Below are 16,907 nucleotides of genomic sequence, written 5' to 3'. Positions count from 1 at the left end.
AAGAGACAGAAGTTATTTATATAGGTCTAACGTATTAATTAAGTATACTTTTAATTAAAGTATATTGATTTAAGAATACTTTTAAAATATATTATAGGCGAAGTTAAAATAAAATTGATCGAGGAGGTTGTTTATGTCACGTTTGCGTGGAATATCGACTATGGTTGTATTGGTCATGTTGCTTCAGTTATTTCTTGCTGCTGTAGTCTCGGCTGGGGCCTATGATCCTGGGCTTCAGGAATCGGAACATGTTACAACAGGAGAGGATCTATTCCCATCTCTAATCATTAATGATTTCAACACGCAGGTGGATGCATTAGGCTGGAAAGCAGGCACGAATACGAAGGAGCTCAAATTTGTTACGAGCATCCTGAATGGACCTAATGGGCCTTATGAGGGTGCCGGAGCGTTAGAGCAGACTCCGGATAATGTGAAGGTGTATGAATGGCGGACGATTTATCGGGATTTCGATCAGCCGCTCGATCTTTCCTCTTATCGTTATTTAGCCTTTGCGGCTAATAGCTGGGGATGGCAGTCTGCTGACTATGTTCTTAAGATCAATTTATATAGCGGTGACGATGTTTTTGAAAGCGTTGCCACGATTCGTCCGGACAGCTGGAAACGAGTGTTCATCAAGCTGGATGAATGGGCTGGACGTAATGCTGTGACGAAGATGGAAATTTCTTTTATGCAAAACTATGACCTTGCTGAAACAGCACCTGGTCAACCAGGCTATGACTACTGGAATGGTCACTTCCAGATCGATTATATTAGCGCTACGAATGCAATTGACTTCAGCTTTAATGCTGAGGGAGAAACGGAAGGCTTTACAGCTTCGACTGGAACGGTGGGAGCAACAGGCGGGGAGCTAGTCTATGAATGGGACGGAGAGGCTCTGCTAGAGTCGCCGGTATTAATGCTTGATACAGCTAAACGCAATGGCATGTCGTTGACTATGACGAATGGTTCAGGCGCCTCGGAGGTTCTCATACAGTGGAGAACGGGGGATGGCATTTGGAGTGAAGACAATATGAAACGTTTCACGATTCCGACGGAAGGAACATTTACCAAGGATTTTAACTTCTCAGATCAGTCAGGCTGGAATGGGCAAATTACAGCATTTCGAATCATACCGCATGCTTCTTCAGGAACCTTAAATGTAGATCAAATACGCTTTAAGCAATTTGCACAGCTGGAGAAGCCTTACGATGGAAAGGCACAAGCACGTATTGAAGGCGGAGGACTGGTGATCGACGGTACGTTGAATCAGGCATTCGTAGAGGCCCATCCTTCGGAACAGCTGTACTTGCTTGAATTAGCTACTTATGAGGATGCGAAATTGGTGCTTGGGGCGGAGACACCAATCGCCGAAGCTAATCTTGCACAATCATTCCGGTTTGAAATTGGGTTAACCGATGGTAAACGCAGTCGGCTTTACTCTAAGTTTGTTGTTGCGGCTCGTACAGTCGAGGGTGAATATATAGCCATTGATGCCCCTCACTATGTAACCAATGCAGAGGCGATTGCTGTAAACACAGAGCCATTCCCACAAGCACAGAGCATTAAAGGACTTCAGGTACAAATGACTGGAGATGCTCAGGAGCTTGGAATTAGCCACGCAGCACTGAACGTTGCCTATAACGAGCTTATGTATAAAGCTAATAATCATCCTGACAATACGATCGCTTACGAGATCGAGGGTGAGACCTATTATTTCCGCAAGGATAAGATTGAACGAATGGACAACGAGATTAAGAGCATGTCCGATAATGGCATACTCGTATCACTCATCTTGATAATGTATAACTCAAAGGATCCCGAAACAGCGAATGAATATTTAATCCACCCAGATTCGGAGCCGGGTGGTACTGTATATGCCTTGAATACAGCCAATGAGACTGGCGTTAAGTATGTAAAGGCAGCTACCAAATTCATGGCCGAGCGTTATTCTATGGCGAATGAGCAATACGGGCGAGCGGTTAATTACATTGTTGGGAATGAGATTGGACAGAACAAAGTATGGAACAATATGGGTCCCCAAACAGTTGATACCTATGTTCGTGAGTATGCACAGACGCTTCGTCTCGTTGATACGATCGTGAAGTCGGAGTATGCCAATGCGAGAACCTATGTGTCATTGGATCACTTCTGGAATGAGAACCTAGAAGGTGATTCCATGTGGAAGTACGATAACAAGGTCATTGTGGATCGTCTCACCCAGTTGACAGGTGCGGAAGGGGATTTCGCTTGGAATCTCGCATTCCATCCTTATCCAGAAGATCTGTTTAACCCACGGTTCTGGAACGACGCAACGGCAACGAAATCATTTGACACCAAGCGCATTACCTTCAAAAATCTAGAAGTTCTCGTAGATTACATGAAACAGTCTGATTATTTATTTGATGGTGCTATGCGCCGTATTATTTTATCCGAGCAAGGCTTCCACAGCTTGAGTAACTCTGCCGCTGACCAAGAGATTCAGGCAGCAGCTTACGCTTATGCCTATTACAAGGTTAAATTCTTGGATGGCATTGATAATTTTATTCTGCACCGTCACGTTGACCATGGACAGGAAGGGGGCTTGAACCTCGGTCTATGGACGCATACACCAAATTCAGTTATCGTTCCTGATCAACATAAGGCCAGTTATGATGTATTCAAATATATCGATACCAGCCGATCACTTGAGGAAACGGAATTCGCCAAAGCGATCATTGGCATTAATGATTGGAAAGAAGTTATTCCAAATTTTGACCCTTCCAAGCTAAATGATCGGTCTGAGCCTATGTTGACTGGATTGGATTATATCCGAAAAACAGAGAACAACAGCAATGATGGCAGCTTTGAATCCAGTACAGATGGGTATGAGGCGTCTGATGAAGTCAGCTCAGTTGCCCGTGTTACAGGCGAGGCATTCAAAGGTGCAGGCTTTCTGAAGGCTACAATAAACAGTTCTTTCGGCATAAATTGGGCGGGTATACAGAGGACCTATGAGCAGCCAATCGATGTGAAGAAAACACCGTATTTCACCGCAGCGCTCAAGCTTCCTAATGCGAATCCAGAAAAGGACTACTATGCCAAGTTTATTGTTTATAGCGGCTTTGAAAGTGTAGAGGGAGTGGCTAAGATTGATCCGACTGCTGGCTGGCAGCAGCTAGCGCTTCCTCTTGATAAATGGAAAGGCGCTAAGTCAGTCGACCGGATCAAGATTTGGGTACAAACAGAAGGCGGTGACCCTTGGAAAGGTGAGCTGTACATTGATGAGGCAGCTTTCGCTAAGAAGGTAACGGAGAATAAAGATTACGTCAATCTAGAAGTAACCGCGAACAAGCTGTCCCAGAACCTAGAAGTCGGATCACAGATTTCTGTGATTGTAACGAATAATAGCTCTGACAAGCTTAATAAGAAGCTCAAAGTGGAAACAAGCAAGGTGCTTCAATTTTCTCCAAGTAGTGTTTCATTAGATGGTCTTAAAACAGGACAAAGTAAGACGGTTACGCTGACAGTTACGAAATATATAAAGAAAGAGGGGGAAGAGCCTAAGTTAATGTTGAAGTATGAAGAAAGAAGCTTCCAGTTTCCGCTGCAAGAGAAAGATCCTGTAGTTGTACCTAGTGGTATATTGTATAGTTTCGAGGATGGTGTACAGGGTTGGACAGCAGGTGGAAATGTGGCAAGCATTACTGCTGTTCAATCCTTTGCTAATGGACCAACTACTCCCAATGAAGGCAGTTATGCATTAGCGGCTGTATCACAACCAGCTGCTGCAGATGCTTGGAAGACATTGAAGGTAACCGCTGCTACACCAATCGATCTAACTGCTTCGCCTGTATTCTATTATCATATTAATTCTTATGGTGGAGTACCTAACGCGACCTACGAGACAAGAGTAGTGCTCAAAAGCAGGACAGAGGCTTTTACACATACCGAGGCCATGTCACCAGACCAGTGGAATAAAATTGCAGTCGATATCTCAGAGTGGGCACATCACGGTTCGATCGATAATATCGAGATTTCATTCCGCGCAGTAGGTAATGCGATGGCATGGGCCCCGCAATTCCAAATTGATAACATTGGCAGTGAGCAATAAAATAAGTAGCAGTGATTCAACTGCTCGTCTGAATGATATATTTACTGCCTACGACCGCATTCGGTTCTTAGACGAAATATTTTTAGGCGCTGATCGGTAATGAAGATTCTGTGAACGAATATAACGACCGAATTTTATATTCATTAATCGTTCTGGCAGTGTGAATACTGCGACAGACAACGAAAGGGACCGCTGTGCCTAGATTAGGGCAATCGGTTCCCTTTTTTTGAAAGGAATATCTCGATAATCACACCAGAATTAATTCAGTATATTTAGTTGATATTGAATAGAATTAAGTATATTATCAAAAGTAAAGAATACTTTAGTTTAAAATTTAAGCTTAACAATAGTAACTTTGATCATCAATTGTGGAGCTCTTGTTATATGAAGTGTGTTGGCATCTAATTCGAGGGGAGGCAATTAGGATGTATGATAAAGATGATCTCCATTTAGTCGATCAATGGGGAGGGGTTGACGGGCTTGGAAGAGAGCTGCCATCCAGGGATGAAGCTGGCCCGATACGCCCTGATCGATACGTAGGTCTGTTTTATTTTCTTTGGTTGGGTCAGCATGGGACATTGGGTCCTTATGACAACACCCAGATTATTACTAATTGGCCAGAGGCTGTACATGACCCGGAGCATCCGGCTTGGGGTCCTCCGAGCTCATTTCACTTTTGGGGCGAACCCTTGTATGGCTATTACTTAAATGATGATGCATGGGTACTTCGCAAGCATGTACAAATGCTGACAAGCTCCGGTGTGGACTTTGTTGTGTTTGATACGACAAACCAATCTATTTACAAGGAAGTTTATGATGTTCTGTTCCAGATTATGGACGAAATTCAAGGTCAGGGCTTCAAAGTGCCTCAATTTGTTTTCTACACGAACACGGAATCGGGCAAGACCGTCTTGGACATTTATGAGGATATCTATAAGACTGGTCGTTATGAGCACTTATGGTTTCGATGGAAAGGAAAGCCTCTAATCATTGGTAATCCCGATGAATGTAATGAAGAGCAACAGCAATTCTTCACATTCCGACTGAATCAATGGCCTAATGAAGATGGAAAGACGAATGGGTTCCCTTGGATTGAGTTTCAACGTCCGCAGCGTGTTTTTTATAACGATGAAGGTCAGAAGGAAATCATTAATGTCTCTGTTGCACAGCATCCGAGCATTGCCATGAGCGATACGCCCTTTTACGGGTATGGTGATAATTGGGGGAGAGACTATTATGAAGGAATGGAGCCAGTGGAAGCTGGCGCATCATTGGATACAATAAATCAGGGGATGAATATCGCAGAGCAGTGGGAATTCGCGCTTAAGGAAGATCCACAGATTGTATTCGTTACAGGGTGGAATGAATGGATCGCTATGCGGTTACCGGGAACTAAGGAGCGTCCCGTGTTGTTCGTAGATCAGGCGACGTTGAACTTTAGCAGAGACATCGAGCCCATGAAGGGCGGGTATGGGGATCATTACTACATGCAATTAATCAGTTATATTCGTCGTTTTAAGGGGATGTCGGAGCAATGCGGTGGCAGTTTCCAATTGGAAAAGCCAATCTTGATGGCTCCTGATTTCAGCGAATGGCAGCAAATTATTCAGCAGTACAGAGATTTTGCTGGAGATACAGATGATCGCGATCATCCTGGTTATGGAGATCTTCATTATACGAATAATACAGGAAGAAATGATTTTGTTACGCTAAAGGTGGCACATACCGATGAAAGTATTTACTTTTATGCACAAACGAAGGCACCCATAACACCTTATACAGACCGCCACTGGATGATGCTACTTATTCGTGTTAGAACGGAGAGCGACAAGGGATGGGAAGGCTATCAATATATCATTAATAGGAACGTTATTAGTGAATCAACAACATGCTTGGAGCGAAGTACAGGCGGTTGGAATTGGCAACCAATAGGAGAAGTGCGATACGCCTGCAAAGGGAATGAGCTGCATCTAGAGCTTCCGCTTATTTTATTGGGAATGGATGAGACGACCGAGGGGATTTGGTTAGAGTTCAAGTGGGTAGATCATATTCAGAATGAAGGTGAAATTACAGATTTCTTTCAGTATGGCGATGCAGCACCTGAAGGAAGATTGAACTATATATATAAATTTGTGAAATAAACAAAGAGTACTAACCTTAATGGTTAATTTATGGGAGGAACGTCATGATACAGGAAAACTGGCAGGCGGAGTGGATATGGGCAGCAGGAACCGCTCATGATAACAATGTTTATGTGGAAGCTCGTAAAATCTTTACTGTAGACAAGGCAGCCGACCAAGCGAAGCTAAGAGTTTCGGCCAATCAGTCTTATAAGCTATATGTGAATGGTGTTGAGATTGGAAGGGGGCCGACTCCGGCGGATCTTTCCTGGATTTCATTCGATATGTATGACGTATCCAATTATCTGCGAGAGGGGAGCAATGTCATAGCTATTCTCGCATATAACTTCGGCAAGGATATGATTGTAACGGGGCAATTGCAAGGACCTGGCGGTGTGATTTGTCAGTTGGATTTATATGATGAGGGTGTGGAGGCTGGCAGCAGCATTCGGACAATTGCGAGTGGTTCGGACTGGAAATGCAGACGTTCACCACGCTGGAAACCGGAAGTAAGTCGTCTCCATTACTGGGGGGGGTATCGCGAAATAATGGATCTCTCCCAAGAGGATGGATGGGAACAATCGGATTATGAGGATAGTTCATGGCCAATGGCTGCTGTAATTGCAGAAGCTGAGCAAGCCGATTCTCCATGGCCGAGGCTGTTGCCGCGAGAAATTCCTTTCCTTAAGGAGACGCTTGTTTCACCTGTTTCCGTTGTGTCCTCTGAGCCTTTTACGGGGGCGATAAGCTCACCGGAGGCGCCGCTGTCATCAGCTGGGTCAGTCATGATCGATGCGTCTGTACCGGGTTCTTTCCCGCAAATTACTTATGACTTTGGAACTGAGGTTGTAGGTTATCCGGAACTGGAAGTGTTCGCAGAAGAAGGCGGTGTTTTACAATTATTTTATGGGGAATCGCTGGAAGTTGCGCTAATGGACACTTACCTTCTTCGGAAGGGGACTAATCGGCTGTCTCCATTCGGGAGGCGGGCATTCCGTTATATGAAAGTGTCGGTTATGGCTACACCTGTCCCGATTGAAGTAAGAAGCCTGCAGGTTCGATTCGTTCATTATCCGTTCGTTGATGGAGGGAAATTCCGTTGCAGTGATGAACGACTGAATCAAATTTGGGAGACGGGTCGTTATACGACAATCGTCAACAGCCAGAACCATTTTGAAGATTGCCCGCACCGTGAGGGAGCGTTATGGATAGCGGATTCGGTGGTCATGGCCAAGGTAGTCTATCAAACCTTCGATGATCCAGCGCTCATTCGCAAGTCCTTACTGCAAGCAGCACGAATTCAAAATGAAGACGGTTCTATACCGGGTACGGGTCCGCAGCATAATTCATTCCTATTGCCTGATTTCTGTGCACATTGGCTCTTTGGAGTATGGGAGTATTACACTTATACGAAAGATACAAGTTTTCTGCATGAGATATGGCCGTATGTGAATCGGCTTACTGATTGGTTTACTGATCAGGAGGATGCATCGGGATTGTTCGCAAGTGCGGATCGTGAAGGTTGGTGGTGTTTCATTGACTGGTCAGATGATATTGAACGGGCAGATCGCGTGACAGCTATTTCTTGCTTCTATTATAAGTTTCTGATTACATCAGCATTAATGGCTGAAGAGATGGGTGAAAGCGAGGCTGGAACAGCTATCAGGGAAAAAGCGATCGCCCTGCGTGAAGCCGTTCGCAATCTGCTTCGAGTACCAGATACAACAATCTATGCGGACTGTCTTACTCACGAAGGTTTATCTACAAGTGTGACTGCACAGACCAATTTCGCTGCAGCGTGGTCGGGCATCATGGATGAGATAGAAGTGAAGGCCTTTGTTAGGGACTATTACTTACCGGGAAGATTGCCTCAGATTCGCGGAGCATTCTTCTACCATATCGTATTGGAGACGTTATTCCGTTACGGATTCGTGGAATCGGCCATTACTCAAATTCGTGACTATTGGGGGTCCATGTTGGATAGAGGGGCTACAACCTGGTGGGAAACATTCGACCCATCCCTTCCATTCGTTACAACACCCAGCACTTATTTAGGCCATACACCTACCTATTTGCAAGACTCCATTCCTGTTAGTCTATGTCATGGATGGGGAGCATCACCTACGTATTTATTAAGTGAGCAATTGCTTGGTGTTGATGTAACTGAGCTTGGTAATGGATCTGTTGTTCTGCATCCGAAAGCCGTAACAGGTATTGAATGGGTGGAAGGAAATATTCCAACTCGAAAAGGTGATATACAGGCTGAGTGGAACCTTGATAAGGACGGCGTGATCAATTACGCGGCAACCTTGCCGAAGGGAATCTCATGGACAGCAATTGGACTAGAGGAATTATCAGTTGTAACGAATGAAGAGAGAGTTCGGGTTACTGGTATGATAGCTACAATTGACCGAGTGGATTGCTTGAATTAAATACGCATATGAATGGGGCCAAAATGTGTCCATAATTACAAAGGCAGTGCCTGACCGCATAGGTCTAGCATTGCTTTTACCTTGCGAAAACGCTTATATATAAAGTATACTTAACTCAATTAAGTTAGGAGTGATAGTTTGATGGGTATCGACAAGACGGACAAGACTCCGATGTATCAATATATAATGAATGACATTAAACACAAGATTAGTACAGGAGAGTTTAAGCCAAATGATCCCCTGCCGACTCAAATTGAGTTAGCGAAGGAGTATAATACGAGTGAAATTACTTCCCGAAGGGCATTATCCGACCTTGTGCAGGAAGGTTATGTTTACCGGGTTCGGGGCAAGGGGAGCTTCGTCAGTGAGAACCTAACTTCCGCTGGTATGCAGAAGATCCGTACGATTTATTTCGCTCATCGCAACTATGAAGTGAACACATTTAACCATCCGTTCTTTACAGATATGTTTGAAGGGATCAAGCAAATATGTGATGAGAATGAGATCGAGTTCTATATATGGGATATCGGTGAAAATTACGAACTTCCGGATGATCCCCATGCCGGTATTATTTTGTTGACTATGAGTAACGGGTTTGATTTGACACGACTTACAGCCTGGCAGGCAGAGAATAGGCGTATTTTAACAGTTCACTTCTATTATCCGCATTTGGGTATACCTTATGTCATCGTGGATAACCTTACTGGAGGGTACCTGGCTACTCAGCATTTGTTGTCGCTTGGACACAAGAGAATTGGCGTTATATTGACCGGCAGCTCTATAGTGGATTTAAACCAAGAGTTCTCTCTAAGGCTACAGGGTTATCGTCTTGCCTTGTCACAGCATCAGTTGCCATTCGATTCTGATCTTATCGCTGTTATGGCTGGAGATGATGAGCGAGTATTGATGGGAGAAGAAGGTTTCAGAGCGTTAATGGCGCTTCCGGATCCACCTACAGCTGTATTTGCCACAAGTGATTATAAAGCGATTGGCGCCATGAATGGCGCAAGAAGTTTAGGTATGAAAATTCCTGAAGAAATTAGTATTATAGGCTTTGATGATGTGAAGACGAGTGAGTATTCTTACCCAAGACTTTCGACTATTAACCAGAATACAAGAAAGCTAGGTGAACGTGCCACAGAGATTCTCTTGTTCGATCTTAAGGATGGCGAGAATCGATTGGTGAAGGATGAGATTGTTCCCACACTCGTGTTGAGAGACAGCACAGCTCCTCCGATTTTTACCAATCAAATAGGTAAGTGAAATAGCGAATAAGCTCCCTAATATATGGGAGCTTTTTTTTTGAATAAAATAATGAGGGATTAAATGATCCCAAAGGATACATTTATTACTAAAAAAGATGTTGCAAAAACCCTCTTATAATAGTATACTTTGTATTAAAAAGTATACGAATTAGATAGATCTATACTTTGCGAAGGAGAGACGCATTTTTTTTGAGTTATAATGGAAGCGCTTAACTTTCGAAAAATATGAGGGCAAGGGGAGACTAACATGATCAAAAGAAAAGGATTTTCCATTCTCTTGAGCATCGTAATGCTGCTGTCCATATTGACGGCTTGCGCCAAAGATGATTCATCAGGGAAAAACGGTGGGAACAATGCCGCTGTGACCAAAGCGCCAGCCGACACAGAAACACCGGCAGGTACCGAAGCGCTAGCCTCCGCGCTGACTGGTAACATTAACATTTCCTTAATGAATGCTTCTTCCTCAGTCTGGAATGCGGTTGCTAATGCTTATATGGTAAAGAATCCAGGTGTCAAAGTAAATGTGGATAATAAACCACCTGAAGGTTACAAAGAATGGTTAACGGCACAATTCGCAGCAGGCGAACCAAGTGTGGACATTGTGAATAATAACGAAGTAGGCGGATTGGTGAATGACGGTAAATTTGCGAATTACTATCCATACTTTGATAAAACGAACAATTACACAGGTAAACCTTGGAGTGAAAGTTTTGATCTCAAAGCAATGGGTATTAACTTGGAAGGAGTAAGCACAGAGGATACTCTCTTCAACCTTAACTTCGAATCTGTACAAATTGTATGGATATACAATAAAGAAATCTTCCAAAAGGTAGGCATTACTGAACCGCCTAAAACGTTCAATGAGTTAATTGATGCCTTCAAAAAAGCAGAAGAAGCGGGATACACACCGCTAGCTCTTGCGGGCGATGCCAAATCGATGTGGAGCGGTCAAGCAGGCTGGTTGGTTCGTATCTATGCTGACCAATATTTGCGAGATTATATTAATGTAACTCGTTCTCAGGAACAAGACTACTCATTCGTGCCTGGTATAGATGACACATATAAGTATGATTTAACTGATCCTTTTAATGATTCAAACAGCAATGTAACGAAAAACGAAATGAGACTGTGGAAAGCGATAAAAGATAAAGAGGGTCCTTTCAAAATCGCTGGAAATCTGCAATGGAAAGCTTATGCAGATAACTTAAAAACACTGTTTAGTTATGTTCCTGAAGGCTTCTTCGGTGTGAAAGAGGAGCAAGCTTATAACCTCTTCTTAACTGGAAAGGCGGCAACAATGGTAGGTACGCCAGGCTCATACTGGCAATTGCCTAAAGACTTTGCTGATGAGGCGAAAACGGGTGCGAAAGGCGGCGTGAAGCCGTTTGAATATGGATTCTTCAATATGCCATCCATGGAAGGCCCAGAGGTAATGGCGCCTGCTCGTACCATTCAAATTCCTGTTGGCTTCTACGGTATCGTGAATAAGGATGCGAAACAAAATGAGTTGAATATGGACTTCATGATGTATATGACTAGTCCTGAAGGTTATCTTGTATATGCTGAGGCTACTCAGAATAGTACTGATGCCGCTCTATCTGGTGCACCAGCCCTTAAGGACATTGTGCTTCCTGATGAAATGAAATCTGCGTTCGCTGACTTTGAGCCGATCGGTAATACCGAGGGTTATAGCAGTGCAGCTAACAATCTTGCTCGCGGAATGTGGGATCATCAACCTTCCATTCAAGATTGGGTAGGATTGGTGCAACGTTACTTTGCTGGCAAAGTAACAACTGATCAATACTTGGAGCAGCTCCAAGCTAATATTGATAAGTATTTGGAGCCTGCTATGAATGAAATGAAACGAGAATTGTCCGACATAGAAAATCCAGAACGCAGACCTCCAGAACGTTAATGCGCTAGCTTCAATCTGCACAGGCGACTAGTCTGTGCAGATTGAGCATTAATGATAGGAGAATGGTATTTTCCGTCACTAGGACGGAAAGAAAGGGAGGACCATCATGAGAAAAAGTGCATGGATGTTTTTAGCGTTACTACTGCTGCTAGGCGTTTTCCCGCAGGCTGCTTTGGCTAAAGACAATTGGTCCATCGAAGGAGCTGGAAATATTACCTCCATATCTGTTGCGGAGGATGGCAAGCGTCTGGCAATTGGTACGCATAGTAATCAAGCTTTTATGTATGACGCAGATGGAACCCAACTATTTGAAGTGAAAACAGGAAATGTAGTCACAGGAGTTGAACTGCTTACTAACGGAAGTTTATTTATATCTTCAGACGACCGCCATCTATACTCCTATGACCAAGACGGTGTTCAACTGTGGGATATCGATATGAAGAAACAAATCAAGAGCATTTCTGCATCACAAGACGGTACTGTTTTTGCTATGGTTGCCCAGCGTTCTGATCAGCTGCTGTTCATCGATGCAGCTACGGGTGAACAGAATGATGCAGTTAAAATTGGAACGACAATGAAATATGTCAAGGTATCTCCTAACGGGAAATGGATTGCCGTTGCTGCAACGGATCAATATGCTTACCTCATTAATGAGAATAAAGAAATTGTTTATAAAGCAGCTGCAAGTGACCAAATTCAAGGTATTGCCGTGTCGGACGAGGGCGTTATGGCCATCGGAACGAAATCGAGTACGGTAGAATTATTTAATCAAGAGGGAAAAGCGAGCGGTATCATACAAACGAGGGATATCGTTACAGATGTAAGCTTTTCTAGAAATGGAGCGAGTGTCGGTGCTTCGGATCTATCTGGTTACTTCTATATCTTTGATCATAATGGCAAGAAGCTATGGGAAAGCAAAGTAAGTGTCGAGGGTCGTCAAGTTGAATTTGACAATGAAGGCAAGAATTTATATACAGGTGCGGGCAAAGGTGCTATTTACAAGTTCGATGTAGGAAGCGTGGTTGAAGCAGCTAAAGGCAAGGCAAGGATGACCATGATTTTGTGGGCTGTTGGGTCACTTATCGTATTTGCTGGCTTGTTCGCTCTATTCTTATCTATGAAGAAAAGAAATCGTCTAGGTGTCTTTCGTTCCATCTGGCGCTCCAAATGGGTGTATCTCGGTCTTGCACCGACGTTTCTTCTCCTATTCGTCTTTCAATATTATCCAGCATTCTCAGGACTGATTCATTCCTTCTATGACTGGCAACCGGGCGGAAGGACAACCTTCATCGGCTTAGACAACTTCGTGCGAATGATTCATGATCCGTACGTAACCAAAGGAATGGGAAATCTATTACTGCTCATCGTAACGGGATTAATTAAAACGCTAATTCCTCCACTGATAGTTGCGGAGTTAGTCTATCATTTGCGGAGCAAGAAGCTGCAGTACGGCTTCCGTACCGCATTTACGGCATCGATGGTTATACCAGGTGTTGCGATGCTATTGATTTGGCAAAATTTCTATGATCCTAACGTTGGCTTATTCAACAATCTACTGGAAGTCATTGGACTAGGCTCATGGGCGCATGGTTGGCTCGGAGATCCGAACACCGCATTATGGGCCATTATCTTTATGGGCTTTCCGTTTATAGGTATCCTTCAGTTACTTGTTTTCTATGCAGGCCTACTATCTATCTCAGGGGAGCTAATTGAAGCAGCTAAGATTGACGGAGCAGGTTTGCCGCGGATTATTCGGTCAATTCATTTGCCGCTTCTTGCGGGTCAGTTCAAGTTTTTGCTCATCTTAGCACTGATTGGCATCATTCAAGACTTTAACGGCATTCTGATTGTCACGGGAGGAGGTCCTATGGATTCCACTTATGTACCTGCCTTGCAAATGTACTATGCCGCTACTAAATTCAATGACCTTGGCTATGCATCAGCACTTGGTGTAAGTATGTTCATGGTTGTCCTGGTCATTACTATCATCAACATGAAATTTATTAAAACATCGAATGATTAAGGGGGGACATAACCATGATCACCAGTCGGGATGTGAAGTCATTGAAGGTCGGAGCCAAAGTTAAAAACAAGAATCTATTCAAAGGGAACATGATCATCAATCAAATTATCATCTTCATAATGCTGGGGCTGCTGGTTGTCCTGATGCTAGTTCCAATTCTGTTCATGGTAGTCAGCTCGCTGAAGAGCAATGCTCAAATTCTAGGGAACTTCTGGGGACTGCCTTCGCCAGCCAAATGGGGAAATTATAGTGAAGCTTTCAACAGCATTTGGCATTATATTATTAATACATTGGTTTATGCGATAGCTGCAAGCTTTCTAGTTATGATTCTATCCGCTATATCCGGTTATATTTTTGCCAAGAAAGAGTTTCCCGGCAAAGAGATGCTGTTTCTTATGATGCTGGCCATTATGATGATTCCAGGCATTCTAACCTTGATTCCTTCTTATGTACTGTATGAGAGTATGAATCTGACGAACACGCCGTGGGTTATTATTATTGCTGCTGCTGCCGGAGGCCAAGTGTTCGGTACGTTTCTATGCCGGAGCTATATGTCCGGGCTGCCAAGCGAATTGTTTGAAGCGGCACGTATTGATGGGGCGTCTGAAATACGTGTTTTCTTTCAGATCGTCATACCGCTTTCTCTGCCCATCTTGGCTACCTTATTCATTATGCAGTCTGTAGGTGTGTACAACGACTATATTTGGCCGTTACTCACGATTCAAGACAGCGGTATTCAAGTTATTTCGGTAGGATTGACACAATTCACGAAGCAATTCGGCATTACCGATGTGGGCACTAAATTCGCAGCCTATGGCATCTCTTCGATACCGCTTATTCTGATCTTCTCCTTCGGGATGAAATATTATATTCAAGGCATGACACAGGGCGCTTTGAAAATGTAAAGGTGGAATAATCAATGCTAGATAAACTACAGATGCTCCCTCAATGGATATGGCATGGTGATCGTGAGAAGACAAGCAAGGTAAAATTAGTGAAAACCTTCGTTCTTGAATCCGCTGCAGACCATATAGAGTTTCGAATTGCTCTGACCGGTGCAGTTGAGGTGGAATTGGACGGCAACATCGTTGGTGTAATGGAAGAAAGTGCAGCTAATATTTGCGCTTTTCATCGGATCGTATCCTTCCCGATGAGTCTTGAGGCTGGTGAGCATACACTTCGGCTACGAATTATATGTACGAACATCATTCCAGTAGTGCCGATCAATATTCATCTTCAGGGACGACAAGTGGGCTGTATCGCTTATTTGAAGGCAGACCATTATTGGCTGTGCACAGACGAATCATGGCTTGCAAATGGTGAACATTCAGCTAGCATCTGCTTACTCGGCGAGGAGCCTTACGGTGATTTGGAAGAAGGACCCGAATGGTTCGTAGCAGGAGGATTTAGAGATATTGTTACCTCTCCATTAGACTGTGTTTCTCTATTGTCAGTTAATGAGGCAGAGGCACAGTTGCTTAACAACCAAGTTCTGCTCAGTGGAAGCGGGAAAGGAAATATTCTTATTCCGGCGCCTATTCGCAATGAATTTCATATTTTCTATCATGTTCGGAAGCAAACGGAATGGCGTGATAGAAACACTTTTATCCGTGAGATGAACTTTTCGGGTATGCCTCTTTGTGTGTTGGATTTGGACAAAGAATACAATATGCGTTTTCACCTCAAGAATCGTTCTATTACATCACTTACAATTGTATGGAATGGTGCGGAATCGCTGCAGGAGCTTGAACGGTATGAAGGATTAATTACAGAAACCATTGAGCTTGAAGCAGGCGGAGTTCATACTACCCTTCCGCAGGGTTTTCGTTATTTCCGTATGTATGTGCTGGCGAATGAAGGATGTCCATTTGAATTAGAGTGGCAAGGGGAAGAAGTGGGAGTAGCGCTAAATCAAAAGGGTTTGCTTCGGACAGATTCAGCGCTTCTTAAACAAATATTCGATATCTCTTTGCATACGAATCGGGTATGTCATCAGATTGGATTATGGGATGGGATTAAGCGAGATCGATTGAACTGGACCTATGACTTTTATCTAGCTGCCAAAGCCGATTATGTATTATGGGATGATCTTGCTGTTCTTCGCCGTTCTATTGTGGAACTTGGGCAAGGGACACCAGACGGTTATTGGATGAATGCGATTCCTTCCTATACGTTGTGGTGGTTGAATAATGTATGGGAGTACTATTTGCACACTGGCGATAAGGAGTTTGTATTGTCTATTAAGCATGATATCGTAAGACACTGCAGGCTAGTGGAGAGCAATATTGATCCTAATACTCATGAATTGCTCAATGTTACACCCACGCTGATGGAATGGGTGCCGATGGAGCCGGAAGAAGGGGTTCTAGGTATGCAGGCTTTATTCCGTATAACAGGGGATAATCTTCGCAAGTTGAAAAGCTTTGTACCAGAGCTGACAGAATTAAACGATTGGAGTCATACGCAGATTGAAGAGAAGAGCTTCCTTTCTGGTAAACAGCTGATTACGAAGCTAATTGGTATCATGGCAAGGTATGTCTCGACTGATGAAGGTGAGGCATTCCTGCGCTCTTATCAAATACAGGATCCGATAACACCGCTGTCCGCTTATTGGTTGGCCGAATGCTGTTCAGAATTTGGGCTACAGGAAAAGGCTTGGGAAGCTATATCAACAGTGTGGGGTAAAATGCTGGAGGAAGGTGCGACCACCTGTTGGGAGAGCGTAACGCTTAAACATGAGAGAGACTTTCATGATGCTTTAACAACCTATACCGCCTACAATTCATTTCGAATGAGTCTCTGTCATAGCTGGGCTAGTACTCCTGTTCATTGGATATTATCGCGGGTGCTGGGCATTACACCTCTGGAACCAGGCTATCAGAGTATCTCTTTCCGTCCACAGAAATTGACCGGGATTGGGACCTGCATGGGCAGCATTCCAACACCTTTGGGTCCAATAGAAACAGGCTGGGAAGAGGGGCATTCGGAACCGCATATTTTACGGCTTCCGGAAGGAATTAAGTTGGCAGTAGAAGCATAGGGAAATATGATTGAGGACTAAA

At 43.8% G+C, this 16,907-nt stretch carries 8 protein-coding genes; all 8 read left to right on the top strand.

The genetic code is table 11. The features are described 5' to 3' along the window. Positions 1-133: 133 nt before the first annotated feature. Positions 134-4,090 carry a DUF5722 domain-containing protein gene (locus AC1D7X_RS18655; protein WP_495475888.1) on the top strand — a complete coding sequence of 1,319 codons (3,957 nt, stop codon included), beginning with the start codon at positions 134-136 and terminating at the stop codon, positions 4,088-4,090. Positions 4,091-4,515: 425 nt separating this feature from the next. Beyond that, positions 4,516-6,231 (top strand): hypothetical protein, encoded by a 1,716-nt coding sequence (locus AC1D7X_RS18650; protein ID WP_495475887.1) that lies wholly within the window; start codon positions 4,516-4,518, stop codon positions 6,229-6,231. A gap of 44 nt (positions 6,232-6,275) precedes the next feature. After that, complete coding sequence (locus AC1D7X_RS18645) at positions 6,276-8,642, top strand: alpha-L-rhamnosidase-related protein (RefSeq protein ID WP_495475886.1); 2,367 nt, start codon at positions 6,276-6,278, stop codon at positions 8,640-8,642. Between the two features lie 141 nt (positions 8,643-8,783). Then, entirely contained in the window at positions 8,784-9,905 is a 1,122-nt protein-coding gene (locus tag AC1D7X_RS18640; protein WP_495475885.1) for a GntR family transcriptional regulator, read from the top strand. A gap of 249 nt (positions 9,906-10,154) precedes the next feature. Further along, a complete protein-coding gene (locus AC1D7X_RS18635; RefSeq protein WP_495475884.1) occupies positions 10,155-11,822 on the top strand; it encodes an ABC transporter substrate-binding protein in 1,668 nt (555 codons plus the stop codon). A 106-nt stretch (positions 11,823-11,928) separates the two neighbouring features. Then, positions 11,929-13,845 (top strand): outer membrane protein assembly factor BamB family protein, encoded by a 1,917-nt coding sequence (locus AC1D7X_RS18630; RefSeq protein WP_495455614.1) that lies wholly within the window; start codon positions 11,929-11,931, stop codon positions 13,843-13,845. Between the two features lie 14 nt (positions 13,846-13,859). Beyond that, positions 13,860-14,750, top strand: coding sequence for a carbohydrate ABC transporter permease (locus AC1D7X_RS18625; RefSeq protein WP_495475883.1), 891 nt, complete (start codon positions 13,860-13,862; stop codon positions 14,748-14,750). A gap of 14 nt (positions 14,751-14,764) precedes the next feature. Then, a complete protein-coding gene (locus AC1D7X_RS18620) occupies positions 14,765-16,885 on the top strand; it encodes an alpha-L-rhamnosidase C-terminal domain-containing protein (RefSeq protein WP_495475882.1) in 2,121 nt (706 codons plus the stop codon). The last annotated feature ends 22 nt before the right edge of the window (positions 16,886-16,907 follow it).

It is taken from the genome of Paenibacillus sp. Y568 (assembly GCF_059445545.1).
The sequence above is the reverse complement of the archived record's forward strand: the minus strand, read 5'-3'. Positions and strand labels throughout refer to the sequence as shown.